The organism is Streptomyces sp. NBC_01431 (assembly GCF_036231355.1).
Lineage (GTDB): Bacteria > Actinomycetota > Actinomycetes > Streptomycetales > Streptomycetaceae > Streptomyces.
Map to the genome: position 1 here is coordinate 6362533 of NZ_CP109496.1, position 25285 is coordinate 6387817.

General features: G+C 71.5%; 21 protein-coding genes. 16 read left to right on the forward strand and 5 right to left on the reverse strand.

What is annotated here, in order from left to right; all coding sequences use genetic code 11:
- Positions 1-18: 18 nt before the first annotated feature.
- A complete protein-coding gene (locus OG522_RS29040; RefSeq protein ID WP_329465974.1) occupies positions 19-789 on the reverse strand; it encodes a hypothetical protein in 771 nt (256 codons plus the stop codon).
- 506 nt (positions 790-1295) lie between these two features.
- On the opposite strand from OG522_RS29040, the gene OG522_RS29045 reads away from it, so the two are divergent.
- From OG522_RS29045 to OG522_RS29055, 3 genes are all read left to right on the forward strand, one after another.
- Positions 1296-1958 carry a LysM peptidoglycan-binding domain-containing protein gene (locus OG522_RS29045; RefSeq protein ID WP_329465975.1) on the forward strand — a complete coding sequence of 221 codons (663 nt, stop codon included), beginning with the start codon at positions 1296-1298 and terminating at the stop codon, positions 1956-1958.
- 269 nt (positions 1959-2227) lie between these two features.
- Positions 2228-3508, forward strand: a complete 1281-nt coding sequence (locus OG522_RS29050) for a glycosyltransferase family 4 protein (RefSeq protein ID WP_329465976.1) — start codon at positions 2228-2230, stop codon at positions 3506-3508.
- Positions 3505-4326 (forward strand): hypothetical protein, encoded by an 822-nt coding sequence (locus tag OG522_RS29055; protein ID WP_329465977.1) that lies wholly within the window; start codon positions 3505-3507, stop codon positions 4324-4326. The genes OG522_RS29050 and OG522_RS29055 overlap by 4 nt, the downstream gene beginning before the upstream one ends.
- Here OG522_RS29055 and ctaD read toward each other — a convergent pair.
- A complete protein-coding gene (ctaD, locus tag OG522_RS29060; RefSeq protein WP_329465978.1) occupies positions 4323-6041 on the reverse strand; it encodes an aa3-type cytochrome oxidase subunit I in 1719 nt (572 codons plus the stop codon). The two genes, OG522_RS29055 and ctaD, sit on opposite strands and share 4 nt — an antisense overlap.
- A gap of 457 nt (positions 6042-6498) precedes the next feature.
- Between ctaD and OG522_RS29065 the strand changes: the two genes are divergently transcribed.
- Positions 6499-6714 carry an I78 family peptidase inhibitor gene (locus OG522_RS29065; RefSeq protein WP_329465979.1) on the forward strand — a complete coding sequence of 72 codons (216 nt, stop codon included), beginning with the start codon at positions 6499-6501 and terminating at the stop codon, positions 6712-6714.
- Positions 6715-6817: 103 nt separating this feature from the next.
- Here OG522_RS29065 and OG522_RS29070 read toward each other — a convergent pair whose 3' ends face one another.
- Complete coding sequence (locus tag OG522_RS29070) at positions 6818-7819, reverse strand: phosphatase PAP2 family protein (protein WP_329465980.1); 1002 nt, start codon at positions 7817-7819, stop codon at positions 6818-6820.
- 508 nt (positions 7820-8327) lie between these two features.
- Here OG522_RS29070 and OG522_RS29075 point away from each other — a divergent pair.
- Both OG522_RS29075 and OG522_RS29080 read left to right on the forward strand, forming a co-directional pair.
- Positions 8328-9998 carry an MFS transporter gene (locus OG522_RS29075; protein ID WP_329465981.1) on the forward strand — a complete coding sequence of 557 codons (1671 nt, stop codon included), beginning with the start codon at positions 8328-8330 and terminating at the stop codon, positions 9996-9998.
- A gap of 73 nt (positions 9999-10071) precedes the next feature.
- The gene (locus OG522_RS29080) at positions 10072-11265 is read left to right on the forward strand and encodes an acyl-CoA dehydrogenase family protein (RefSeq protein WP_329465982.1); all 1194 of its coding nucleotides are present in this window, start codon (positions 10072-10074) and stop codon (positions 11263-11265) included.
- 59 nt (positions 11266-11324) lie between these two features.
- Here the strand turns inward: OG522_RS29080 and OG522_RS29085 are convergent, their stop codons facing one another.
- Positions 11325-11762 (reverse strand): cell division protein SepF, encoded by a 438-nt coding sequence (locus OG522_RS29085; protein ID WP_329465983.1) that lies wholly within the window; start codon positions 11760-11762, stop codon positions 11325-11327.
- 322 nt (positions 11763-12084) lie between these two features.
- On the opposite strand from OG522_RS29085, the gene OG522_RS29090 reads away from it, so the two are divergent.
- The 6 genes from OG522_RS29090 to OG522_RS29115 all read left to right on the forward strand — a co-directional run bounded on the left by OG522_RS29090 (position 12085) and on the right by OG522_RS29115 (position 19742).
- Positions 12085-13230, forward strand: coding sequence for a DUF5685 family protein (locus OG522_RS29090; protein ID WP_329465984.1), 1146 nt, complete (start codon positions 12085-12087; stop codon positions 13228-13230).
- Positions 13231-13636: 406 nt separating this feature from the next.
- Positions 13637-15424 carry an FAD/NAD(P)-binding protein gene (locus OG522_RS29095; RefSeq protein WP_329465985.1) on the forward strand — a complete coding sequence of 596 codons (1788 nt, stop codon included), beginning with the start codon at positions 13637-13639 and terminating at the stop codon, positions 15422-15424.
- A 55-nt stretch (positions 15425-15479) separates the two neighbouring features.
- Positions 15480-16493 (forward strand): LLM class flavin-dependent oxidoreductase, encoded by a 1014-nt coding sequence (locus OG522_RS29100; protein ID WP_329465986.1) that lies wholly within the window; start codon positions 15480-15482, stop codon positions 16491-16493.
- A complete protein-coding gene (locus OG522_RS29105; RefSeq protein WP_329465987.1) occupies positions 16490-17782 on the forward strand; it encodes an LLM class flavin-dependent oxidoreductase in 1293 nt (430 codons plus the stop codon). Before OG522_RS29100 ends, OG522_RS29105 begins: the two co-directional genes overlap by 4 nt.
- Positions 17783-18192: 410 nt before the next feature.
- Positions 18193-19098 carry a S1 family peptidase gene (locus OG522_RS29110; protein WP_329465988.1) on the forward strand — a complete coding sequence of 302 codons (906 nt, stop codon included), beginning with the start codon at positions 18193-18195 and terminating at the stop codon, positions 19096-19098.
- Between the two features lie 164 nt (positions 19099-19262).
- On the forward strand, positions 19263-19742 hold the full coding sequence (locus OG522_RS29115) for a hypothetical protein (RefSeq protein ID WP_329465989.1): 480 nt from the start codon (positions 19263-19265) through the stop codon (positions 19740-19742).
- 11 nt (positions 19743-19753) lie between these two features.
- Here OG522_RS29115 and OG522_RS29120 read toward each other — a convergent pair whose 3' ends face one another.
- Positions 19754-20650, reverse strand: coding sequence for a DUF4231 domain-containing protein (locus OG522_RS29120; protein ID WP_329465990.1), 897 nt, complete (start codon positions 20648-20650; stop codon positions 19754-19756).
- 219 nt (positions 20651-20869) lie between these two features.
- Here OG522_RS29120 and OG522_RS29125 point away from each other — a divergent pair, with 219 nt between their 5' ends.
- The 4 genes from OG522_RS29125 (at position 20870) to OG522_RS29140 (ending at position 25283) form a co-directional block, all read left to right on the forward strand.
- A complete protein-coding gene (locus OG522_RS29125; RefSeq protein WP_329465991.1) occupies positions 20870-21034 on the forward strand; it encodes a hypothetical protein in 165 nt (54 codons plus the stop codon).
- Positions 21035-21173: 139 nt separating this feature from the next.
- A complete protein-coding gene (fxsBH, locus tag OG522_RS29130; RefSeq protein WP_329465993.1) occupies positions 21174-23366 on the forward strand; it encodes a radical SAM/SPASM protein FxsBH, inactivated beta-hydroxylase extension form in 2193 nt (730 codons plus the stop codon).
- Positions 23356-24141, forward strand: coding sequence for an aminoglycoside N(3)-acetyltransferase (locus OG522_RS29135; protein ID WP_329465994.1), 786 nt, complete (start codon positions 23356-23358; stop codon positions 24139-24141). The genes fxsBH and OG522_RS29135 overlap by 11 nt, the downstream gene beginning before the upstream one ends.
- 182 nt (positions 24142-24323) lie before the next feature.
- On the forward strand, positions 24324-25283 hold the full coding sequence (locus OG522_RS29140) for a slipin family protein (protein WP_329467779.1): 960 nt from the start codon (positions 24324-24326) through the stop codon (positions 25281-25283).
- The last annotated feature ends 2 nt before the right edge of the window (positions 25284-25285 follow it).

Here is a 25285-nt window from a genome sequence, read left to right on the forward strand (position 1 = left end):
AAGGGGCGTGGCTCAGCCTCAGGTGCCGGCCAGCGGCATGGCGGCGGCCACGAGGCGGCCGTCGGCGGAGGCCTTCTCCAGCGCGTCCCTGAGCAGGTCCTCGCGCGGCTGCTGGCCGATGACGCCGACCGGCGCGGCGAAGACGAGGACCCGCTGTGACTTGTTGGCCGCCGCGCGCCAGCCCTCCGTCACCTGGAGCGGCTGGTGCGCCTGCCACCAGGAGACCGAGCCGCTGCCGCCGGTGCCGGGCTGAAGGATCGCGTGCAGCTGGCCCATCGCGAGCAGCACGGACCAGCCGGACAGCACCGAGGGCAGCCGGGCCATGTCGGTGACCGGCACGAAGCCCTGCTCGATGAGGAGCGGGAGGAATTCGTCGGTGGACCCGCCCGACCCGGCCCGCGCGATCGGGACGGTGGGTTCCACGACGAGCGCCGGGTGCAGGTCGCCCTCGATCAGTACCAGACCGCTGGTGATGCCGAGCACCGCCTGCTCGGGTGCGCCGCCGCCGGGCTCCTCGCCCGTGATGGAACGTACGGCGCCCTGGAGCTGCTCCTCGGCGACCTGGACGACCTGGGAGGGGATGCAGCTGGCGTGGGCGAAGGCGAGCACCGCCGTCTCCTCGCCGACGAACAGGACGGTGCTGGTGCGCTCCTGCTCGGAGTCGCCCGGCGTCCGGCAGGAGGTGCAGTCGTAGCTGCCCGGGGCGTTGTCGCCGGCGAGCAGCCGCTCGGCTTCTTCGTCGCCGATCTCGGCGCGGACGTCCTCACTGACGTCGAGCATGCGCGGCACGGGTGGCTCCTAGGAACTGAGTGGATGCGCCGGGCGGTTCCCGGCTTCTCTCGTACAAACGACAACGGGTGATCTGTGGCCGGAGTCACGCGAGAAGGCGAACGGAATCGAACCGTCCCCAGCGGAGGGTGAATGCGCCCCCGGAACCCTTCACTCCCTGTCAACACCTGCGGGATACACGGAAGTTGACGCGGTGAGCCGGGTCACAGATCATTTCACCGACAGGTCGACAAATGCTGATATCCACGAATCAAGTGGGTGTCCGGAAGTCGCTGATACTCCCGGTAACCATCAACTGGCCTGGAATGACAGGGCGTTGGTTGATGCCGGAGCATGCGGGTCCCTAGATTCCACCGCCGTGTGCACCGAGCACCGCCCGGGAACGCCCGCCGGCCGTACCAGCGAACGACGACCTTCCGGTGGGCGGGGGCAGCGCGGAACGAGGCGCCGGAAGCGCCGGAGACCGCGTTGCTCAGGGGGACCCCGGGTGCTTCGAGAGGGATTTCATGTCTCTTGGTACCAGTGGTTCCGGCCCGCTCCGCAGCCGTGGGGCGGCAGCGCTGATCGCGGCCGCGATGGCGGCCCCGGTCGCTCTGCTCACTGTCGCCACCGGTCCGGCCGCGGCGGCGGACAGCGGGGTGTGGGACCGCATCGCGCAGTGCGAGAGCGGTGGAAACTGGCACATCAACACCGGAAACGGCTACTACGGCGGGCTTCAGTTCGACGCCGGGACGTGGCGGGCGCACGGCGGCGGGGCGTACGCGTCCACGGCCGACCGGGCCAGCAGGACCGAGCAGATCGCTGTCGCCACCCGGGTCCAGCGCTCGCAGGGCTGGGGCGCCTGGCCGTCCTGCTCGCGCCAAGCCGGGGCGTACGGCGGCGCGCCCGCGGCGCAGGCGCCCGCCGAGAGGCGGGCCGCGCCAGCCAAGCCCGTCAAGCAGGCGCCCAGGAGCACGCCGCAGGCCGCGCCGAAGTCGCACAAGCCGGTGGCCCCGCTCCACACCGGGAGCACGCCCGCCGCCGGGACGTACACGGTCCGTAGCGGCGACACGCTCTCCGCCATCGCGGCGGCCCACGGCACCGGCTGGGAGGCGCTGTACGCGGCCAACCGGGCCGTCGTCGGCGTCGACCCGGACCTCATCGTGCCCGGACAGCAGCTCAAGGTCTGAGGCACACCGAGGCACCCAGGGCGTGTCCGGCCAGGACGGCCGAACGCCCCGAGCCCCGTCCGGCCGCCCGGACGGGGCTCCCGCCATCACCCCTCCACACCGTGGTCCCCAGGTGGACGGGTGGTGATCCGCCCCTGGAGTACGGGTGACGGGCGAGCCAAGTACAGTCCGGTGCTGACCGGGCTTCCGGTCCCGACCGGCCTGGCCGGCCGAATGACCGAGCGGATGATCGACGCCATCGATCGCACGACCAAGGGGACGCGTGGCGCATGCACATCTCATTCCTGCTGCACAACGCGTACAGCCTGGGCGGCACCATCCGGTCCACCTTCAACCTCGCCGGTGAACTCGCCCGGCGGCACGACGTCGAGATCGTCTCCGTCTTCCGCCATCACGACGAGCCCACCCTCACCGCGCCCGAAGGCGTCCGCCTCAGGCACCTGGTCGACCTCCGCAAGAACAGCCCCGGCTACGAGGGCGACCACCCCGACCACCGCAGGCCCGCCAAGGTCTTCCCGCGCGGCGACGGACGCCACAGCCAGTACAGCCGCCTCACCGACAGCCGCATCGCGGCCCACCTGAGGGCCGTCGAGGCGGACGTCGTCGTCGGCACCCGGCCGGGCCTCAACGTGCACATCGCGCGCGAGACCCGGCCCGGCGTGGTCCGCGTCGGCCAGGAGCACCTGACCCTCGCGGGGCACAGCTACCGGCTGCGCAGCGAGATCGGCCACTCCTACCCGTTGCTCGACGCGATCACCACGGTCACCCGTGCCGACGCCGCCGCGTACGAGGCCCTGCGCCTGCCCGGCGTACGCGTCGAAGCGGTGCCCAACAGCGTGCCCGCGCCCCGCGTCGAGCCGGCGTCCGGCGACGCCAAGCTGGTCGTCGCGGCCGGGCGGCTCACCCCGGTCAAGCGGTACGACCTGCTGGTGCGGGCCTTCGCGCGGGTGGTCGCCGTACGGCCGGACTGGCGGCTGCGGATCTACGGCTCCGGTGACGCCTTCGGGAACGAACGCGAGGCCCTGCGCAACCTCATTGACGATCTTGGCCTCTACAACCATGTGTTCCTCATGGGCCTGGCGGGCCATCTCGAAGGCGAGTGGGTCAAGGGCTCCCTCGCGGCCGTCACCTCCAGCCACGAGTCGTTCGGCATGACCATCGTGGAGGCGATGCGCTGCGGACTCCCCGTGGTCTCCACCGACTGTCCACAGGGGCCGCGCGAAATCATCAAGGACACGGTGGACGGCAGGCTGGTGGAGACGGGCAACGCCGATGCCGTGGCCGCGGCGCTGCTCGAACTGATCCAGGACGACGAACTGCGTCACCGCATGGCCAAGTCGGCGCTGGCGAACTCCGAGCGTTTCGACCCGGCCCGGATCGCCGAGCGGCACGAGACGATCTTCGCCGAACTGCACGCCCAGGGCGGCGGCAGCCGCTCCGCCGGGGCTCTGCGCGACTCGCTGCACAAGGCTCGCAGCACTGCCCTCGACGGGGCCTACGCCCTGCGTCACAAGGCCGCCGCCGTGCTCCGGAAAGGGCAGACCGCATGACCACCACCGCCGAGTCACCGGACACGGGCAGCGCGTCCGCGGCGCCGCGCGCCGACTGCATCGCCGACTCCGCGGGCGGAGTGACCTTCGACATCACGGGCGCCGGGCGGCCGGGCGCCGCGCTCGTCCTGCGTCGGCGCGGCGCGAAGCCGGGCCCCGACGTGCTCCTCCCGCTCACCCCGGCCGCCGAAGGCCTGCTCCGGGCGGTGCTGCCCAGCACGGTCGAACTCGCCGAAGGGGAGTGGGAGACGTACCTGCGCGCCGGTGAGGGCGAGGAGCGGCGCCTGGAGCCGGGCGTGCGGGACTTGCGCGCCCTGGTCGACCGCGAGCCCGGCCCGGACACCGAAGGGGTCGCGGTGCGCATCCCCTACCCCGGGCGGTCCGGCGAACTCGTCGTCCGCAGCTGGCTACGCAAGCCGCACGCCGAGACCGGCGAGGTCGGCTTCGGCGCCGACGCGGTCACCGTGCGGGGGCGGCTGTACGGCACCGGGCTCGCCCCGGACGCGGTCGTCGAGGCACGGCTGCGGGGCGGCGCCGGCCGGACCCACCGGGTACCCGCGATGGCCGACGCCGACGGCTTCACCTTCACGCTCCCGTACGGGCCGCTCGCCGAGGGGCTCGACGCGAAGGAGTGGCTCTGGGACCTGTGGCTGCTCACCGGCGACGCGAAGGTCCGCCTTGCCCGCATCCTGGACGACGTTCCGCTCAAGCAGGTGATCTTCGTGTACCCGGGTACCCGGGTGGGCCCGGGAGTGGTCCGGCCGTACTACACGGGCGCCAACGATCTGAGCGTACGAGTGGACAGGGCGGCGGGTTAGCGGGTGCCGCCGCGGCCTTCCCCGCCGGTCTCCGCTTGGAGCTCCGGGGCCGGGGCCTGGGTCAGGTCGTCCCGGAACGGGGCGAACTCCGGGTGGTGCAGATCGAACGCCGGAGCCTCGGTGCGGATCCGCGGGATGGTCAGGAAGTTGTGCCGGGGCGGCGGGCACGAGGTGGCCCACTCCAGCGAGCGGCCGAACCCCCACGGGTCGTCGACCTCCACCTTCTTGCCGTACTTCGCCGTCTTCCAGACGTTGTAGAAGAAGGGCAGCGTGGACAGGCCGAGCAGGAAGGCGCCGATGGACGAGATCGTGTTCAGCGTCGTGAAGCCGTCCGCGGCCAAGTAGTCCGCGTAGCGCCGCGGCATGCCCTCCGCGCCCAGCCAGTGCTGGACCAGGAAGGTGGTGTGGAAGCCGATGAACAGCGTCCAGAACTGGATCTTGCCGAGGCGTTCGTCGAGCATCTTGCCGGTGAGTTTCGGCCACCAGAAGTAGAAGCCGCCGAAGGTCGCGAACACCACCGTGCCGAACACCACGTAGTGGAAGTGGGCCACGACGAAGTACGAGTCCGTGACGTGGAAGTCCAGTGGCGGTGAGGCCAGGATGACGCCCGTCAGGCCGCCGAACAGGAAGCTCACGAGGAAGCCGACGGCCCAGAGCATCGGGGTCTCGAAACTGAGCGAGCCCTTGAGCATCGTGCCCGTCCAGTTGAAGAACTTCACCCCGGTCGGCACCGCGATCAGGAAGGACATGAACGAGAAGAACGGCAGCAGCACCGCTCCCGTGGCGAACATGTGGTGGGCCCACACGACGAGGGACAGCCCCGTGATGGCCGCCGTCGCCCCGACCAGCGTCATGTAGCCGAAGACCGGCTTGCGCGAGAAGACCGGGATGATCTCCGTGATGATGCCGAAGAACGGCAGCGCGATGATGTAGACCTCGGGATGGCCGAAGAACCAGAAGAGGTGCTGCCACAGCAGCGCGCCCCCGTTCTGTGCCTCGAAGACCACCGAACCCAGCCTCCGGTCCGCCTCCAGGACGAGCAGTGCCGCCGCGAGCACCGGGAACGCGACCAGCACCAGGATCGAGGTGAACAGGACGTTCCAGGTGAAGACGGGCATCCGGAACATCGTCATGCCGGGCGCCCGCATCCCGATGATGGTGGTCAGGAAGTTGACCGAGCCGAGGATCGTGCCGAAGCCGGAGAGGGCGAGCCCCATGATCCAGAGGTCGGCGCCGGCACCGGGGGAGCGCGTCAGTGAGTTGAGCGGTGCGTAGGCGAACCAGCCGAAGCTCGCGGGCCCCGTCGGCAGCAGCAGCGAACCGAGCACGATCAGCCCGCCGAAGAGGAACAGCCAGTACGCGAGCATGTTCAGCCGGGGGAAGGCCACGTCGGGGGAGCCGATCTGCAACGGCATGATCGCGTTGGCGAACCCGGCGAAGGTCGGCGTCGCGAAGAGCAGCAGCATGATCGTGCCGTGCATCGTGAAGAGCTGGTTGTACTCCTCGTTGGTCATGATCTGGAGTCCTGGCCTGGCCAGTTCGGCCCGCATCAGGAGCGCCATCACCCCGGCGATCAGGAAGAAGACGAACGAGGTGATCAGGTAGAGGTGCCCGATCTTCTTGTGGTCGGTGGTGGTCAGCCAGTCGACGATCACCGCGCCGGGCCGGGCCGCCCGCGCAGGCTCCGCGGTCTCGGTCGCCGTCTCCGTACCCATCGCACCCCCAGAGCTGTCTGGCGTCAGGCCGGGGGCCATGATGCTCGCGGTCCGGCCGGGCGCAACAGGGGGCGTGCGCGATCCGGCCGTGCTCCGACGGTCCCGGCCTCGGGGTTCGCGGTAGGGATTGTGTAAGGGTGCGGTGAATTACGCATGCGTCGTCAATTTCATCCGGAGGGCTGGTGGATGGTAATTCTGCGAGTGTCCGCCGCAGGAATTCCGTCCATTGCGGGAATGCGTTGGAGTGGCTCGAAGCGGTGTGTGCGATAACCGGCCGAGGGGGCAGGAACTGCTCGTTCGAGTGACGGAGTTCGAGGCGTAGCTGACCCTCGATCCTGTGACAGAAGTGTGACTGGCGGGGCACCGGGGGCGGACAACCAGCGGGTTCCCACCGGGTCCGCGGGCCGGCGGCGGCCCCCGCTTCCGTCACCGGGCCGACCCGCCTACGGTGGGGTGCATGGCACCCATACCGTCCCACTCCGCACATCCCGACGACGCTCCCGAGTCCTACGTCGGCCTCGACGCCGAGGGCGCCGAGCGGCTGGCCAGGGCCCGCGGCTGGTCCACCGTCAGGTCGCTGCCGCCAGGCTCGATCATCACCTTGGAATACCTGGCGGGCCGGCTGAACTTCGAGGTCGAGGACGGCACGGTCACCCGCTGCTGGCACGGCTGAGCCCGTTCCGGCGCGACAACGGCGAAGGCCCCCGGTGAGAACCGGGGGCCTTCGTGTGGCGGGGGTTGGTCTGTGCGTACCGCCCCCGCCGTACGGCGGGCCGTCAGCCGCCCAGGGGGCGGGCCGGGGCGGTGCGCGGCGTCCGCTCGGTGTGCGGCGGGCGCCGGGTGCCCGCGGGCACGACCGGGGGCCGCTCCGAACGGGCCGGCTGGTAGGGCCTGGCCGGAAGCGGCCTGGTGGTGGCGCGCCCGCTGCCCGCGCCGACCGGCTCGCGCACCGGCGCCTCGCCCTCGTCGTGGCCGCGCTGGGGCACCATCGCGGGCACCGACGGGGTCGGCACCGGGACCGGAGCGGTGGCGCCGCTGGTCCGCCGGCGCTCGCGCACCTTCTCGCGGACCAGGAAGACGAACGCCTCGGCGCGGGCGATCAGCGGCTCCACCCAGGGCAGCGCGAGCAGGATGAGCAGTCCGGCCGCCCAGCCGAGGAGCACATCGCTCACCCAGTGCGTACCGAGGTAGACCGTGGTGGCCCCGACCCCGAGGGCGACCATGGCGGAGCTGACCGAGAGCCAGCGCCGGGCGCGCGGGGTGGTGGCGAGGTAGGCCAGGATGCCCCAGGTCACGACCGCGTTGGCGGTGTGTCCCGAGGGAAATATGTCGCCGCCCGCGAACAGTTCGGCGGACCCTATCTGTGTGGCGTAGTGCGGGCCGAGCCGACCGAGGCCGAGCTTGACCGAACCGACCGTCATGTTGAGCAACAGCAGGGCCGCCCCGAGAGTCAGGAGCGGCCGGAGGGTGTGCTGGCGCCAGGAGCGCCAGCCCAGCCAGGCCATGACCATCACGGCGGTCGGCCCGCGCTGGCCGAGGACCACGAAGTAGTCCAGGAAGGCGTGCAGCTGCGGCCACTGCTCGTACGGCCGGAACAGCATGACCTTCCAGTCCAGCTCGACGAGCCAGGACGAGGTCAGCACGGCCACGACGATGGCGAGGTAGAACGCCATCGTCGCGCCGAAGAGGACCACGCGGTGACGGCTCATCCGCGGGATCTCTATCTTCGGTGGCTCGGGCTCCCGGTCCAGGCGGGCGAAGATTCGGTCAGTACGCACTCAATCGACGTTACAGCGAGTGAGTGACGGCCCAGGCCGATCCGGGGTCTTTGTGATGACGATGTGATGTGGAGTATGTCTCACGCCCGCCTTTATTCCCGGCCCCTCCCGAATACCCGATGGCTTTGTGCCCTATTCATTCAAGTCGCCGTCGGAAGGCCTGTTTGTATCCCGCGGAATTCCGTTTGCCGGGCGTGGGAGTGGAATTCACACTTCGGTCACCGGGCGGGTACGGAGCGTAAAGATCATCTTCGGGCCGGTCGGGGCGTGGCGCACACCACACCGCCGTGGTCATCGGGGTGAGAGGTGGACCACGCGCCGCCGGGGCGGACTCGCGTACGCTGACGAATCACTCGCCCGTCGACGCCGGCCTTTGGGGACGCCGACCCGATGCCCGGCTGGTCACTGGTCCGCCGGGCCCGCCGACCGCGAGAGTGGTGACGGCAGGTCCGATGCGGCCAAGCCGTCCAGGGTCTGGCCGCGGCCCGCAGTACTGGGAGGTACGTACATGACAGGGACGACCATGGCCGGTGCACGGGCGCGTGCTGCTGCCGGCGGTGCCAACCGCTGGGTCGTCCTCGTCGTCCTCTGCGTCAGCCTCTTGTTCGTGGCCCTGGACGCCACCGTGCTTCATGTCGCGATCCCCTCGGTCACCGAGGACCTGCGCCCCGGCTCGGTGGAACTGCTCTGGATCGTCGACGCCTACCCGCTGGTCTGCGCGGCTCTCCTCATCCTCTTCGGCACACTCGGCGACCGGGTGGGCCGGCGCCGGGTGCTGCTGCTCGGCTACGGGATCTTCGGCGCCGCCTCGGCGGTCGCCGCGCTGGCCGATTCGGCGCCGGTGCTCATAGCCGCCCGCGCGCTGCTCGGCATCGGCGGCGCGATGATCATGCCCGCCACGCTCTCCATCGTCCGCGTCGTCTTCCCCGACCGCCGCGAGCGGGCCACCGCCATCGGCATCTGGACGGCGGTCGCCGCGATCGGCGCCGCCACCGGGCCGGTGCTCGGCGGCTTCCTCGTCCAGCACTTCTGGTGGGGCTCGGTCTTCCTCGTCAACATCCCGCTGATGGCGCTGATGCTGCCGCTCGGCCGCTGGATCGTGGCCGAGTCCAAGGGCAGCTCCGACGGGCCCTGGGACGTGCTCGGCGCGCTGATGGCGGCGGGCGGCATCCTCGCCGTGGTGTTCGGCGTCAAGCGGCTCGGCGGCGGCTCCGGCGTCCTCGACGGGCGCACCCTCGCGGCGCTCTGCGTCGGCACCGCGCTGCTCGTCCTGTTCGTCCGCAGGCAGCGGCGCCGCGCGCATCCGCTCATCGACATCCGGATGTTCTCCCGGCCCGCGTTCGCCACCTCGGTCGGCTGCATCATCGTGGCCATGCTGGCGCTCGTCGGCCTCGAACTCATAGCCGTCCAGTACCTCCAGCTGGTCCTCGGGCTCTCCCCGCTCGACACCGGACTGCGCATGCTGCCGCTCACCTTCGCCGCGATGGCGGCGGGCGCGACCGGTTCGTACACGCTGCGCAGGCTCGGCCCGCGCCGGATGGTGTGCACGGGGTTCGTGCTGACCGCCGCCGCCGTGCTGCTGCTCCTCATGATGGGCCAGACCGACTGGCCGTCCCTGATGTTCGTCTCCTTCGTACTGCTCGGCTTCGGCCTGCAGACCACGCTGTTCGCGGCGTACGAGTCGATGCTCAGCGAGGCGCCGCCCGAGCGGGCCGGGGGCGCGGCCGCGATCGGCGAGACCTCCTACCAGCTCGGCGCGGGCATGGGCATCGCACTGCTCGGCAGCGTGATGAACGCCGCCTACGCCCCCGGGCTCGCCTCCGTCGGCTCGGTCCCCGCCGCGGCATCGGCCCAGGCGGCCAACTCGCTCGGTGAGGCCTACGACGTCGCCGCCCGCCTGGGCGGCCCGGCCGGCGACGCGCTGCGCTCCGCGGCCCGCACCGCCTTCGTGCACGGCCTGCACGTGACGCTGTTCGTCAGCGCCGGGCTCCTGCTCCTGGGTGCGCTGGCCGGGCTGCGGCTGCCGTGGATCATGGACTGCACGGTGGCCGGGCCGGACCCGGCCGCCGAGCCGGAGGCGCGGCAGGCGCCGCTGGCGCAGCAGCTCAGTCTGAAGGTGCCCGCTCCGGCGCGGCCCGCGGACGTGGCGACGGCGGAGTCTGGACGCGCGGGACACTGACCCGTAACGTCAGCGCTCAGGTAATAACTAACACTGCTAGTTTTAGTTGAGCGAGAGCCGCGGAGGCGCCCTCATGTCCGCTCCTTCCTCCAAGCTGCCCCCCTTCGACCCGGCCGACCCGCTCGGCATCGACGACCTGCTGAGCGCGGAGGACCTCGCGATCCGCGACACCGTGCGCTCCTGGGCCGCCGACCGGGTCCTGCCGCACATCGCCGAGTGGTACGAGAACGGCGAACTGCCCGGCATCCGCGAACTGGCCCGCGAACTCGGCTCGATCGGCGCGCTGGGCATGTCCCTGACCGGTTACGGCTGCGCGGGCGCGACCGCGGTCCAGTACGGCCTCGCCTGCCTGGAGCTGGAGGCCGCCGACTCCGGCATCCGCTCGCTCGTCTCCGTACAGGGCTCGCTCGCCATGTACGCGATCTGGCGGTTCGGCTCCGAGGAACACAAGCGGCGCTGGCTGCCCGGCATGGCCGCGGGCGAGATCATCGGCTGCTTCGGTCTCACCGAGCCCGACCACGGCTCGGATCCGGCCGCAATGCGCACGTACGCCAAGAAGGACGGCGCCGACTGGGTGCTGACCGGCCGCAAGATGTGGATCACCAACGGCTCGGTGGCGGGTGTCGCGGTCGTCTGGGCGCAGACGGACGCCGGTATCCGCGGCTTCGTGGTGCCGACCGACGCCCCCGGATTCTCGGCCCCCGAGATCAAGCACAAGTGGTCGTTGCGGGCCAGCGTCACCAGCGAGCTCGTCCTGGACGAGGTGCGGCTGCCCGCGGATGCCGTGCTCCCGGAGGTCACCGGGCTCAAGGGCCCGCTCAGCTGCCTCTCGCACGCGCGGTACGGAATCGTCTGGGGCGCCATGGGCGCGGCCCGTGCCTCGTTCGAGGCCGCCGTCGACTATGCGAAGACCCGCGAGCAGTTCGGCAAGCCCATCGGCGGCTTCCAGCTCACCCAGGCCAAGCTCGCCGACATGGCCGTCGAACTACACAAGGGGATTCTGCTCGCCCACCATCTGGGCCGGCGCATGGACGCGGGAAGGCTCCGCCCCGAGCAGGTCAGCTTCGGAAAGCTCAACAACGTACGGGAGGCGATCGAGATCTGCCGCACCTCGCGCACGATCCTCGGCGCGAACGGGATCTCGCTGGAGTACCCGGTGATGCGGCACGCCACCAATCTGGAGTCGGTGCTCACCTACGAAGGCACCGTGGAAATGCACCAGTTGGTGCTCGGCAAGGCGCTCACCGGACTTGACGCGTTCCGCTAGGAACGATGATCCGGTGAGCGCCCGGCTCGGCGGTGGTCGTGGCCGGGAGCCATCGGGACTCAGCTCTGGTTGAAGAAGCCGCCGGTCTGGCGGCCCGCGGCCTCGCCGCTGACGATCTGGGTGTCGGCGGGGGTCAACAGGAAGACCCTCGTCGCCACGCGCTCGATGGAGCCGCGCAGGCCGAAGGTGAGCCCGGCCGCGAAGTCGACGACGCGCTTGGCGTCGCCCGCGTCCATGCCCGTCAGGTTCACGATCACCGGGACGCCCTCGCGGAACAGCTCGCCGATGCCCCGCGCGTCCCGGAAGCCGTCCGGCGTGACGGTGGCGATCCGGCGGCCCTGCTCCTCGGCCGCGTCGGAGGCCACCCGCACCCGCGGGTCGGTCACCCAGGCCTCGCCCGGCTCGGCGGCACCCTCGGTGTACTCGTCGTCGTAGTAGCGGTCGTCGTTGTCCTCGACAAGCCCCAGCCAGGCACTGGCCTTGCGCACCGATCCCATGGACGCCTCCTCTCACAGCGGACTTCTTCTAGCTACATCTTCCGTTCCGCATCCCTATGGTCGTCCATGATGCGGATACCGCGCCAAGTGGATAGTCGCCGCGCAGGTGATTCGTGACGGTACTGGCACAGAACATGTGGCGATTCGTCAGGAATCCTCTAGGTGTGGGGCGGTACAGGAGATCCGGTGTAACAAAAATATGTATGTCCCTCCACATGAGTGACCTGGGTGTCGTACGGGTGAACGGATCGCTCGATACGATGCGTGCCGCACTGAAGAACGATGCGTGGGGCGCGAGCCCGACGGCACCTGGGGGAGAGTCGTGTTCGGAATCGTCAGGCCCTGTTCACACCGGCTCGGCGAGGGCCTGAAGACCGAGTGGATGGCCCATCTCTGCGGACTCTGCCTGGCACTTCGCTCCGACCACGGGCAGCTCGCCCGGGTCGTGACCAACTACGACGGCCTGATCGTCTCGGTTCTGACGGAGGCTCAGGCCGAACGCACCCCCGGCCGGCGACGCACCGCCGGACCCTGTCCGCTGCGCGCGATGCGAACGGCACCGGTCGCCAAGGGTGAGGGGGCCCGCCTGGCTGCGGCCGTCTCGCTGGTCCTCGCGTCGGCCAAGGTCCGCGACCACGTGGCCGACCGGGACGGTCTGTTGGCCCGCAAGCCGGTCGCGCTCGCCGCCCGCCGGGTCGCCAGGAGCTGGGACCGCGCCGGGGCGCGCACCGGCGCCTCGCTCGGCTTCGACACGGCAGTGCTCCTCGACGCGGTCGACCGGCAGGGCGCCATCGAGGCTCTCGCGGGCCCCGGCACCTCCGTCCTGACGGTCACCGAGCCGACGGAGACCGCGACCGCGGCCGCCTTCGCCCACACCGCCCACCTCGCCGGTAAGCCGCACAACGCGGAGCCGCTCGCCGAGGCCGGCCGGCTCTTCGGGCGGCTCGCCCACCTCCTCGACGCCGTGGAGGACCGCGAAGCTGACGCCGCGTCGGGCGCCTGGAATCCGCTGGCCGCGACCGGCACGGACCTCACCGAGGCCCGCAGGCTCGCCGACGACGCGGTGCACGGCATCAGGCTCGCGCTGCGCGAGGTCGACTTCGTGGACGGAAAGCTCGCCCACGTCCTGCTCGCCCACGAACTGAGCCAGTCCGTGAACCGCTCGTTCAACACGGTGAGCTGCGCGCATCCGCACCAGGGCTCGTTCGGCCCGGCGGGCCCCGCGTTCGACCCCGAGCCGCCGCGCCCCGAGCCGCGCGGCTTCTTCGCGGGCTGCGCCGCCTTCCTCGGGCTCTGCTGCACCTGCAAGTTGTGCTGCGCCGACCAGTACGAGGGCCCCTGGTCGCGCAAGAAGCGCGAGGGCTGCTGCACCGACTGCGATGGCTGCGACTGCTGCGACGCCTGTTCGTGTTGTGAATGCTGTGAATGTTGTGAGTGCTGTGCGTGCGTCGGCGGCGCGAGCTGCTGAACGGCTCGCTCAACCGGCATGACGGCAGGGCGGTTTGGGATCTGGAGATGCGAGGGGAGGGGTGCGTTCAGCGTGAAGGCGTAAGGGAACGGCGCGAGGCGCGTCGCAGGGACCGTGCAGGGGGTCGGCTCAACAGGAAGAGGACCACACTCGACCGAAGTCGATGTGGGAGCGCGTGACCAGCCACTGCTGCGGATGCATGGCCCCAGTGGAACAGGCATCCGATGACGCGTCAACTGCGCTGAGACGCCCGGCTCACAGTGTGGACATGCTTGACAACCTCCAGCATGCGGCGCATAACCTCGGGAGCGGAAACCGTGCTGAGGGGCTCGGTTCCGCGCCGCTCGGCGCCGTGTGTTCGTGAAGGCCGTCCCGTACTCGATCGCCGCATCGATGGAGCCTTCGTATGTCCCTCACCCCTCCCCGCGCGTCCCTCGTGATCGTGGGGGCCGGTCCGCGCGGAACCGGATTCCTGGAGCGGCTCGCCGCCAACATCCCTTCCCTGTACGGGGACGAGCCCCTCGACGTCCACCTGGTGGACCCCTATCCCGCGGGCGGCGGACGGATCTGGCGCTCCGACCAGTCGCCCCTGCTGTGGATGAACTCCATGGCCGAGGACGTCACCATGTTCACCGACGAGACCGTCCAGCTGGAGGGCCCGGTGCGCCCCGGCCCCACCTTCGCCCAGTGGTCCGGCCGGGACGCGCGCGCCTTCCCCAGTCGACGGGCGCAGGGCGAGTACCTGCGCTGGGTGTACGAGGACGCGGTGGCCGCGCTGCCGCCCACGGTCACCGTGCACGAGCACCGCACGCGCGCCCGCCGCGTCACCGGCCCGCGCGAGGGCCGCCAGCGGGTGTGGCTCGACGGCCGCCGCGAGCCGCTGACCGCCGACGTGGTCGTGCTCACCCTCGGTCATCTGAACGCCGGATTAACCGCGGAACAAAGGGAGTTGGCGGACTTCGCCGACCGCCGCGCCCTGGTCTACCTGCCGCCCGCCTTCGCCGCGGACAGCGACCTTGCGCCCCTGCGTCCGGGCGAGCGCGTCATCGTCCGCGGCTTCGGACTCACCTTCATCGACCTGATGACCCTGCTCACGGAAGGCCGGGGCGGCCACTACGACGCCACCGGCGCCTACCATCGCTCCGGCCGCGAGCCCGTGCTTTACGTCGGCTCCCGGCGCGGCGTGCCCTACCACTCCAAGCTCGGCTACGCCTGGCAGGGCGAACGCCCCGCGCTGCCGCGGTACTTCGGCCCCGCAGAGGTGGACGCGCTCCTCGCCCGGCCGGGCCGGCCCGACTTCCGCCGTGACATCTGGCCCCTGATCGACAAAGAGCTGGGCTTCGCCCACTACCACCGGCTGTTCACCGCCCACCCCGAGCGCACCGCCGTCGACTGGCCCGGCTTCGAGGAGAAGTACGCCGCCGCCGACCCCGGCAGCCCCGGCCTGCGGGCGCTGATCGCCGCGGCCGTCCCCGACCCCGCCGACCGCCTCGACCTCGAAGCCCTCGACCACCCGCTCGACGGGCTCCGCTTCCCCTCGTACGAGGCCCTCCAGGACGGCCTGCGCGGCTATCTGCTGGCAGATCTGACCAGACGTCATGATCCGTGCCGCAGCGCCGACTTGGCGGTCTTCCTCGGGCTGCTCTCGGTGTACGGACAGCTGCTGCGGATCGGTGACGTGGGTAGCTGGTGGCACGGGTTCTTCAGCTACCTGGCCTCCGGACCACCCGGCCCCCGGCTGCGTCAACTGCTCGCCCTGTCGGAGGCGGGGGTGGTGCGCTTCCTCGGCGCGGGGCTCGCCGTCGAGGCCGATGAGGCCAAGGGCGTCTTCCGGGCGCGCGGCGCCAGTGTGCCCGGGAAGGGGATCGAGGCGGCCGCGCTCGTCGAGGCGCGGCTGCCCGAGCCCGCCGCCGACCGCGTCGGCAGCCCGCTGCTGCGCTCGCTGTACGCGGCCGGGGCGGGCTCGGCCGCGACCGGCCTGCTCCAGGTCGACCCCGCCGACGGCCGGATCCTCGGACGCGACGGCCGGGCGCACCCGCGCCGGTTCGCGCTCGGGCCCTTCACCGTCGCCCGCTCGGCGGGGGCCTTCACCAGGCCGCGCACCGGGGGGCCCGCCTTCCGGCAGAACGACGCCACCGCCAGGGCCGCACTGAACGTCCTGCGCGACCTTGCGTGTCGCCCCCTCAGCGCCTGACGGCCGTCACCCCCTGCGCTGCCGCGCGCCCACCCATGCCAGAAAGGTCCACCCCATGCCCGCACCCCTGGTCCGGAGCCCCGTGCATCTCGCCGTCGCCATCGACGGCGCGGGGCACTACGACGCCGCCCACTTCACCGCCCTCGCACGGCTCGCCGAGCGGGGGACACTCGACTTCGTGACGCTGGGGGACTCCTTCGCGCGGCCGGGTCTGGACGCCCCGGCCGTGTTGGCCCGCGTCGCGCCCGCCACCGAACGCATCGGGCTCGTCCCCGCCGTGAACACCACCCACACCGAGCCGTTCCACGTCTCCTCGGCCATCGCGACGCTGGACTGGGTGAGCCGCGGGCGGGCCGGCTGGAGCCCCGAGGTGTCCACCACCGAGACCGAGGCGAGGCTCTTCGGGCGGCGGCCCGCCGCGAACGCGGCCGACGCGTGGCACGAGGCGGGCGAAGTCGCCGACGTGGCGGCCAGGCTGTGGGACTCATGGGAGGACGACGCCGAGATCCGCGACGAGTCGACAGGCCGCTTCGTTGACCGCGACAAACTGCACCACGTCGACTTCGAGGGGCGTACGTTCTCGGTGCGCGGCCCCGCCATCGTGCCTCGACCGCCCCAGGGCCACCCGGTCACGGTCATCGACGCGACCGCCGCGAGGCCGCGGGCCGCCGCCGTACGCCACGCCGACGTCGCGCTCGTCCGTACCCAGGACCCACTGTCCGCGCGGACCACCCGCCAGGAGCTGCGCGACCGGGCCCGCGCGCACGGCCGGGACCCCGAACGGCTGCGGGTGCTCGGCTCGGTCCCGGTGGAACTGCACACCACCGCCGACGCCGTGGAACTGGCCGCACTCATCGGCGACTGGCACGCGCAGGGCGCCGTCGACGGCTTCCACCTGCGCCCGGCCGACCCCGAGCGCGACCTCGGCCTCCTCGTCGGCGCCACCGTGCCGGTCCTCCAGCACCGCTGTCTGCTCCGGCGCTTCTATCCGGGCGCCACGCTCCGCGAACACCTGGGACTGGCCCGGCCCGTCAACCAGTACGCCCTCACAGGGGGAAGCCCGTCATGACCGAGCCCAAGAAGCACATCCACCTGGCCGCCCACTTCCCCGGCGTCAACAACACCACCGTCTGGGCGGACCCGCGCTCCGGATCGCAGATCGACTTCTCGTCGTTCGAGCACCTCGCCCGGACCGCCGAACGCGGCACGTTCGACTTCTTCTTCCTCGCCGAGGGACTGCGGCTGCGCGAACACAAGGGCCGCATCCACGATCTCGACGTGGTGGGAAGGCCCGAGTCGATCACCCTGCTCAACGCGCTGGCCGCCGTCACCGACCGGCTGGGGCTCGCCGCCACCGTCAACGCGACCTTCAACGAGCCATACGAGACCGCCCGCCGCTTCGCCTCGCTCGACCACCTCAGCGGCGGGCGGGCCGCCTGGAACGTGGTCACCTCGCCCGATGCCTTCACCGGTGAGAACTTCCGGCGCGGCGGCTACCTCGACCGCGGGGACCGGTACTCACGGGCCGCCGAATTCGTGGCCACCGCACGGCAGTTGTGGGACTCGTGGCCCCCTGGCGGCGAGCCCCGCCCGTTCGCCCACCACGGGCGGCACTTCCGAGTCGAGGGTACGTTCGGCGTGCCGCGCTCCCCGCAGGGCCACCCCGTTGTCATCCAGGCCGGTGACTCCGGCGAAGGCCGCGAGTTCGCCGCCTCGTGCGCCGACGTCGCCTTCACCCGGCACGGGACCCTGGAGGCGGGCCGCGCCTTCTACGCCGACGTGAAGGGGCGCCTGGCCGCGTACGGCAGGGAACCCGGCGACCTCAAGATCATGCCCGGGGTCACCTTCGTCCTCGGCGACACCGCGGCCGAGGCGCAGGAGAAGGCCGCCGAGATCCGCCACCGTCAGATCTCGCCGCAGAACGCGATCCTCGCCCTCGAACAGGTCTGGGGCCGTGACCTGTCCGGCTACGACCCCGACGGCCCCCTCCCCGACATCGACCCGGACCCCGAATCCGCCCTCGCGCAGGGCCGGGTGAAGATCGCCGACCCCTTCGCGACGGCCGCCAAGTGGCGGGCCCTGTCCGAGGCCAAGGGGCTCTCCATCCGGCAGACCGTCATCGAGAACACCGGCCGTCAGTCCTTCATCGGCACCCCGCAGACGGTGGCCGCCGAACTCGACGCGTTCGTTCAGGGCGGCGCGGCCGACGGCTTCATCCTCGTACCCCACCTCACGCCCGGCGGCCTGGACGACTTCGTCGACCAGGTGGTGCCGCTGCTCCGGGAACGGGGCGCGTTCCGCACGGAATACGGCGGGTCCACGCTGCGCTCGCACCTCGGGCTGCACACCCCGGCATGAAGGGCACCAACTGACGCCAGACGGACGGCAGTTGACCGGAGAGGTGCGACTCGGGGGCCGACGCCGGGCCCATCGAGGTGTCGCGCATCGCCCAGGACGAGCGGCGGCTCGTGGTGCCCTGCGCCTTCGCCGACCACTTCATCCGCCCCTTCCCGCCCCCGGGCAACACCCTCCCCATCGACATCGAGGCGGGGGGCGCGACATCCGCACCAACTGAGCCCCGCGCACGCCTCCTTGAGTGGACCGGCCCGAAAGGCGCCCTTGCGCTTGACGGCCGGGCCGCCGAATACTCCTCCGCAGCGCTTGTCAGGAGCACGGCTTGCGTCTTGTTGTGCTGCCGTCATCCCTGGCCGCGCCTCACGGGGTCCCCCCACTCCTGGGCCCCTCGATTCCCCTCGGGAGGAAAAGAAGTGAGGATCAAGCGCACCACCCCCACACACCGCTCCGGTCCCTCAAGACGCACCAAGTTCGCCGCCGTCGCGACCGGCCTGCTCGCGGCCGCCGCCATAGCCGTACCCAACGCCAGCGCCACCCCCAGCCACACCTTCGGGGCCGCCGCCCTGACCGCCGCGAACGACGCCGTGCGCGGGGCGGACGTGGCCGGAACCGCCTGGAGCGTGGACAGCGCGACCGGCAAGGTCGACGTCACCGCCGACTCGACCGTCTCGGCCGCCGACATAGCCAGAATCAAGCGCGAGGCCGGGGCCAACGCGGGCGCCATAAGCATCCAGCGGGTCCCGGGCAGGTTCAGCAAGCTGCTCTCCGGCGGGGACCCGATCTACACCACCAGCTGGCGCTGCTCCCTCGGCTTCAACGTCAAGAAGGGCTCCACGTACTACTTCCTGACGGCCGGGCACTGCACCCAGGGGTACCCGAACTACTACACGAGCACCTCGCACTCGACGAGCATCGGCCCGACCGTCGCCACCAGCTTCCCGGGCAACGACTACGGTCTCGTGCAGTACAGCAACACCTCGCTCGCGCACCCGAGCGCCGTCGGCAGCCAGCGCATCACCAGTGCCGCCAACCCGAGCGTCGGCCAGAGCGTCACCCGCCGCGGCTCGACCAGCGGCATCCACAGCGGCAAGGTCACCGCGCTCAACCAGACGGTCAACTACGGCAACGGCGACATCGTCTCCGGCCTCATCCGGACCACCGTGTGCGCCGAGCCCGGCGACTCCGGCGGCCCGCTCTACTCCGGATCCACCGCCCTCGGACTCACCTCGGGCGGCAGCGGAGACTGCACCTCCGGCGGCACGACCTTCTTCCAGCCGGTGGTCGAGGCCATGAACGCCTATGGCGTGAGCCTTTTCTGACGATACGTCACCATCAGTGCGGCGAACGCCGACGAAGCCCTCGTCCCGGGAGAACCGGACGGGGGCTTCCGACTGGACGTGTTGCGCTGATTTGAGAGGATGTGAAAGGGCGGAGCGGAAAAGGTCCGAAGGTGGCCGGCGCCGGACACACGGGGTGAGACGCAGTGAAGCGCATCGGAGTGACCGGCCACCGGGACATCCCGGCCGAGGCCTTCGCGGAGATCCGCGACCGGCTGCGGTCGCTGCTCTGCGGCCACGACGGCTCCCTGGAGGCGCTCTCCAGCCTCGCCACCGGCGCCGACCAGCTCTTCGCCTCGATCGCCCTGGACTGCGGCGCCGCCCTCACCGTGGTGATCCCCAGCGGCGACTACGAGACGGGCTTCGCGGACGCGGCCGAACTCGCCCGCTACCGGGGCCTGAAGCGCCGTGCCAGCCAGGAGGTCGCGCTCGGCTACCCGCACTCCACGGACGAGGCCTACTACGCGGCCGGGGCCTACATCGCGGACAACTGCGACCGGCTCGTCGCCGTCTGGGACGGGCTGCCCGCCCGCGGGCTCGGCGGCACCGGCGACATCGTCCAGTACGCCCGGAGTCTCGGCCGGCCCGTCACCGTCATCTGGCGCGACGGCACCCGCCGGGCATGAGCCGGATCCGGTCAACTCCGCAGCCGCGCCAGCCAGTCCGTGTGCTGCGGCGAGACGACGCGCTCGGTCTCGTACACGGCCTGCGGCCACTGCCGTTCGGTCACCATGTTCTCCATGGCCACATGCATCTCCATCAGGTCCTGCTCCACGAGGGAATGGGCCGAGATCAGCGGCTGATGGCGCCGGATCTCGCTCCACGCGAGACACGCCGCGGCCGCTGCCGACAGAAGGCCCGCCAGATTCATCCCCTGCACGACCGAGAAGGTCTGGAGCGTGGTGAAGAACAGGGCGAGGAGGGTGAGCAGCGTGATCGCCGTCGACCACAGCCTGGTCGCCCGCCGGGAGGTCTCCTGGCGGCGCCGGTACCAGTTGCGCTGCTCGATCAGCCGGTCGCGTACGTACGTCTCCTTGCGTACGTTGAACGACTTGCCCCGTAAGTCCCGCATGCCCGGCGTGACGAGTTCCCCAAGGCCCGGCTCCCCGTGGTCGCGGGGGTCGCGCCAGCCGACCTTCTTCAGCTCCCGCAGGCCCTCCTCGACGCGGGTGACGAACAGCCCCTCCGGGTCGGGGGCGGACAGATCGAAAGGAGCCCCGTGCACGGCGTAGCGCCAGCACATGGATTTGATGAACTCGGCGGCCGAGCGGTTGAGTTGCCAGTGCGAGGCGGCATGGCGCCGGGCCGCCCCGAAGCCGGCGAGCAGCACCCCCGCGTAGGCCAGCGCGCTCAGCGCGCTGAGCACCTCGAAGTCCTGGCCGACCCGCACCTGCGGCAGTGCCGCCGCCAGTGCGCCGGTGACGAGCAGCGAGAGCTGAGCGCGGGTGATCTTGAGGGCGGACTGCTGGCGGCCGATCGCCAGCGCGTCCGCGTGGTGGAAGAGGCCCGGCAGATCCGCGTTCCGGAAGACCATGCTCTGCAGTGGGCCGGGAATCGCCGTCACGTGCACCCCCGTCTGCGGTTTTGCCTTCATCCATAGGAAGGGACGGCAGCCGCGCGCCTCGATTGCGCGCTCCACCCCCCCGGTGGAGATGAGAGTAAAGTCGTCCCGCCGACACTGCAACGGTGCATGTGCCGGTGCCACTGTCCACGTGCGTTTATCACACACCGAGGGACGAACGTGAAAAGCTCCGTGAATTCAGCCCCATTCGCCGCTGCGAAGAAGGACCGAGTGTCGCTGGCCGAACTGGCCGCGAAGGGTGCGGACAGCAAGGCCGACAAGTCGCTCAGCAGGGTTCTGCCCATCTGTGGTGACGGCCGCCCGGCGGCCGCGGCCACCTTCAACTCGGCGCTCTGACAGGTGCGTTGAGGATCAACCCCCGCCGGGTACGCCCGGCGGGGACCCTGTGACGCACGGCCAGTGCCGGGGCCGGCGAGAATTCCGGGTCAACTCCCGTTGTGGGCGGCCGAATTCCTTTTCTCGCTAAACTGGCCGAATGACAGGACCCCTGGTCCCCTTTCGCGAGATCGTGCTCAAGGTGCACAGCCGGTGCGATCTGGCCTGTGATCACTGTTATGTGTACGAAGCCGCAGACCAGAGCTGGCGCAATCAGCCGAGGGCGGTCTCCGACGATGTCATTTCCCGCACCGCCGGGCGCCTCGCCGAACACGCCCGCAGACACGCTCTGCCGTCCGTCTCGGTGATCCTGCACGGCGGGGAACCCCTGCTCGCGGGACCCGACCGGCTGCGCCGCGTCTGCGAGGAACTGACCGCCGCCGTCACCCCGGTCGCCGCCCTCGATCTGCGGATCCACACCAACGGGGTGCTGCTCGGCCCGCGCTACCTCGATCTCTTCGCGGAGTTCGGCGTGAAGGTCGGCATCTCCCTGGACGGGGACCGGGCCGCCAACGACCGCCACCGGCGCTTCGCGGACGGCCGCAGCAGCCATCCCCACGTCCTGGCCGCCGTCGACCTGCTCCAACAGGACCGCTACCGGCCGCTGTTCCTCGGTCTGCTGTGCACGGTCGACATCGCCAACGACCCGGTGGCCGTGCACGACGCGCTGGTCGCGCTCGCCCCGCCCCGCATCGACTACCTGCTGCCGCACGCGACCTGGCAGGCCCCGCCGGTACGGCCGCAGGGCGCCGCGGCACCCTACGCCGACTGGCTGCTCGCCGTCTTCGACCGCTGGGAGGAGCGGGGCAGGCCGGTCCCGGTGCGGCTCTTCGAATCGGTGCTCTCCACCCTGCACGGCGGCCCCAGCCTCACCGAGTCCCTCGGGCTCGCCCCGACCGACATCGTCGTCGTGGAGACCGACGGCACCCTGGAGCAGGTCGACTCGCTCAAGTCCGCCTACGAAGGCGCCGCCGCCACCGGATTCACCGTGTTCCAGGACGACTTGGACGCGGTGGCCGCCCACCCCGGCGTGCGCGCCCGCCAGCGCGGCCTCGCCGGGGTGGGCGACGCATGCCGTCGCTGCCCGGTGGTGCGGTCCTGCGGGGGCGGCCACTACACCCACCGCTACCGGGCCGGCGCGGGCTTCGACAACCCGTCGGTGTACTGCCCCGACCTGATGGCGCTGGTACGTGGCATCGAGTCCCGCACGCCCGCGCCCGAGCTCCCCGACGTACCCCAACTCCTCGCGTCCGCACTGGAGTTGAACCGCACCTTGCTGGTCCGGCTGCACACCGAGCTCGACGGGCGCGGCGGGGCCGAGTGGGCCGCGCTCTGGGAGCTGACCACCGCCGTCGACGGTGCGGGCCTCGACACCGTCCTCGCCCACCCCTATGCCCGCACCTGGCTGCTTGCCGCCCTGGGCGCCCTGCGCGAGGGCCGCCCCGAAGCGATGGCGAAGGCTCACCGCCTCGGGGCGTACACGGCCGCCGCCGCGGTGCGGGACGGTACCCGGCTGGCCGTGCCCGTGAGCTGGTCCAACGGTCTGCTGCACCTGCCGACCCTCGGCGCCCTGCGCCTGGGAGCCCCCGGCACGGCGGGCCGGGCCGAGGTCCACGCCGACCGGCACGGATTCCGGGTCCGCCACGCGTCGGGCGAGCGACACATCGCCCACCCCGCCGAACCGGCCCCCCACTGGCATCCGGTCCGCAGGCCCGGCCGGGCCGACGCGCCGGTCCTGGAGGACCTCGACCCGTACCGCGACTGCTTCGCCGGCCCCGTACTGCCCCGGCTCGGGCCGCGCCGTGCGCAGGCGTGGGGGAGCGAGGTGGCGCGGGCCCGTGCGCGGCTCGCGGCCACCGTCCCGCGCCTCGCGGCGGCCGGAGCGCTGACCACGCTGACCCCGCTGGCCGGCGGCACGGGGCCGGTGGTGGGGCGGCACGGCTTCGGGGCGCTCGGACTGCCCGCGGGCCTGATGGGCGAACCGCTCGCCGTGGCCCTGCTGCGCGGCTCGCGCCGGGCCGCCCTGCGGGCCCTGCTCGATGTCGAGGACCTGTACGACATGGACGGTGCGCGGCAGCATCCGTCGCCCTGGGGACCGCTGCCGGTCTCCCGGCTGCTCGCCGAGACGTACGAAGGGGTCGCGGTGGCCGCGTACGGCGGCGCAGCGCGGGCCCTGGCGGAGCTCGGGCGCGCGCTTGACGCGCTGGAGCGGGCGGCCGAACTCACTGTGACCGGAAGGCGCCTGGTCTCCACCGTGCGCCAGGAATGGGAAGAGGCATCGCGTGAGTGCTGAGCACCCCGGAGGACTCGAAGGAGCCGATCCGACCGCCCAGTTGCGCGCACTCGGCGTGCGCGAGGGCGGCATCCTGCTCGTGCACGCCGCGCTGCGCGGCACCGGGCTGCGGGACGACGTCCTGCTCGACGCGCTGCGCACGGTGCTGGGCCCGGAGGGGACGCTGGTGGTCCCGGCGTTCACCCCGGAGAACTCCGACACGTCCCCGGCCCACCGCGCGCTCGTACGCCAAGCCCCCGACCCGGCCGCGTTCCGGGCCGCGATGGCGCCCTTCGACCCGGACCGCACCCCGTGCCCCGGGATGGGCCGGCTGGCCGAACGGGTCAGGACCACCGAGGGCGCCGCCCGCAGCGACCATCCGCAGACCTCCTTCGCGGCACTCGGTGCCCGCGCCCCGGAGCTGATGAAGGGCCACGCCCTCGACTGCCACTTCGGCGCCGAATCCCCGCTCGCCCGGCTGATCGCCGCCGCGGCGCAGGTGCTCCTGGTCAACGTGGGCTTTGCGGAGTGCACCGCGTTCCACGCCGCCGAATACCTGGTGCCGTCGAACCCGGTGCGTACCTACCGGGCGGTGATCAGGGACGAGCGGGGCGGTCGCACCTGGTTCGAGTACACCGACGCCGCGCTCGACGACAGCGACTTCGCGCTGATCGGCGCCGCCTTCCCGGCCGAGCACGTACGCCGGGGGCCGGTGGGGCGGGGCAGTGCGCGGCTCTTCCCGATCCGCGAGGCGGTCGACCACGCGGCCGCCTGGATGTCCGAGCACAGGCGGTGAACGACGGCCCGGAAAGCGGTGAGCCCCGATGGACCATGGCCCCCTCACCCGGTCGGGCCGCCGGTCTCCGCGGCTTTTCCCGTGCGGCGCCGGCCCACTCGCGCGGTGACCGGGGCTCCCCTTGGGGGACAAGCAGAGTTACCGTCGAGGTACACGTCCGATTCGGACCCTTGGGGGCCGTGATGGTCGAGGCACTGGTGACAGCCGGCATCGCCGTCGCATCAGCCGGAGTCGTCTATGTGCTGGCGGCGGCACGGGTCATCAAGCAGTACGAGCGCGGGGTGGTCTTCCGGCTCGGGAGGCTGAAGGACTCCGTGCGCGGCCCCGGTTTCACCATGATCCTTCCGTTCGCCGACCGGCTGCGGAAGGTGAACATGCAGATCGTCACCATGCCGGTGCCCGCACAGGACGGCATCACGCGGGACAACGTGACGGTCCGGGTGGACGCGGTCATCTACTTCAAGGTCGTCGACCCGGCGGACGCGGTCATCCAGGTCGAGGACTACCAGTTCGCGGTCGCGCAGATGGCCCAGACCTCGCTGCGCTCGATCATCGGCAAGAGCGATCTGGACGACCTCCTGTCGAACCGGGAGAAGCTCAACCAGGGCTTGGAGCTGATGATCGACAGCCCGGCGATCGGGTGGGGCGTACAGATCGACCGCGTCGAGATCAAGGACGTGTCGCTGCCGGAGACGATGAAGCGCTCGATGGCCCGCCAGGCGGAGGCCGACCGCGAGCGCCGGGCCCGGGTCATCAACGCCGACGCCGAACTCCAGGCCTCGAAGAAGCTCGCCGAAGCGGCCGGAGTGATGTCGAAGGAGCCGGCCGCGCTCCAACTCCGGCTGCTCCAGACCGTGGTGGCGGTGGCCGCGGAGAAGAACTCGACGCTGGTCCTGCCGTTCCCGGTGGAGCTGCTCCGCTTCCTGGAGCGCGCCCAGCAGCCGGCACCGGGGCCCGTGGAGCCCGCTGTGGGGCCCGCGGCCGAGCCCGCTGTGGAGCCCGCTCCCGCAACGACCGCGGTCGAGCCCGCTCCAGAAGCTTCCACTCCTGAGGTCCCCGCCCCAGGGGCCTCCGTTCCTGAGGCTCTCGTTCGAGAGGCTGCCGCTCCTCCTGTTCCCGATGCCGAGCTGCCGATGGCGTAAGG

Excerpts from the sequence above, each read along its gene's own strand:
- OG522_RS29045 (WP_329465975.1), top strand. The coding sequence starts at position 1,296 with ATGTCTCTTGGTACCAGTGGTTCCGGCCCGCTCCGCAGCCGTGGGGCG.
- OG522_RS29050 (WP_329465976.1), top strand. The coding sequence starts at position 2,228 with ATGCACATCTCATTCCTGCTGCACAACGCGTACAGCCTGGGCGGCACC.
- OG522_RS29055 (WP_329465977.1), top strand. The coding sequence starts at position 3,505 with ATGACCACCACCGCCGAGTCACCGGACACGGGCAGCGCGTCCGCGGCG.
- ctaD (WP_329465978.1), bottom strand. The coding sequence starts at position 6,041 with ATGGGTACGGAGACGGCGACCGAGACCGCGGAGCCTGCGCGGGCGGCC.
- OG522_RS29065 (WP_329465979.1), top strand. The coding sequence starts at position 6,499 with ATGGCACCCATACCGTCCCACTCCGCACATCCCGACGACGCTCCCGAG.
- OG522_RS29075 (WP_329465981.1), top strand. The coding sequence starts at position 8,328 with ATGACAGGGACGACCATGGCCGGTGCACGGGCGCGTGCTGCTGCCGGC.
- OG522_RS29080 (WP_329465982.1), top strand. The coding sequence starts at position 10,072 with ATGTCCGCTCCTTCCTCCAAGCTGCCCCCCTTCGACCCGGCCGACCCG.
- OG522_RS29085 (WP_329465983.1), bottom strand. The coding sequence starts at position 11,762 with ATGGGATCGGTGCGCAAGGCCAGTGCCTGGCTGGGGCTTGTCGAGGAC.
- OG522_RS29095 (WP_329465985.1), top strand. The coding sequence starts at position 13,637 with ATGTCCCTCACCCCTCCCCGCGCGTCCCTCGTGATCGTGGGGGCCGGT.
- OG522_RS29100 (WP_329465986.1), top strand. The coding sequence starts at position 15,480 with ATGCCCGCACCCCTGGTCCGGAGCCCCGTGCATCTCGCCGTCGCCATC.
- OG522_RS29105 (WP_329465987.1), top strand. The coding sequence starts at position 16,490 with ATGACCGAGCCCAAGAAGCACATCCACCTGGCCGCCCACTTCCCCGGC.
- OG522_RS29120 (WP_329465990.1), bottom strand. The coding sequence starts at position 20,650 with ATGGTCTTCCGGAACGCGGATCTGCCGGGCCTCTTCCACCACGCGGAC.
- fxsBH (WP_329465993.1), top strand. The coding sequence starts at position 21,174 with ATGACAGGACCCCTGGTCCCCTTTCGCGAGATCGTGCTCAAGGTGCAC.
- OG522_RS29140 (WP_329467779.1), top strand. The coding sequence starts at position 24,324 with ATGGTCGAGGCACTGGTGACAGCCGGCATCGCCGTCGCATCAGCCGGA.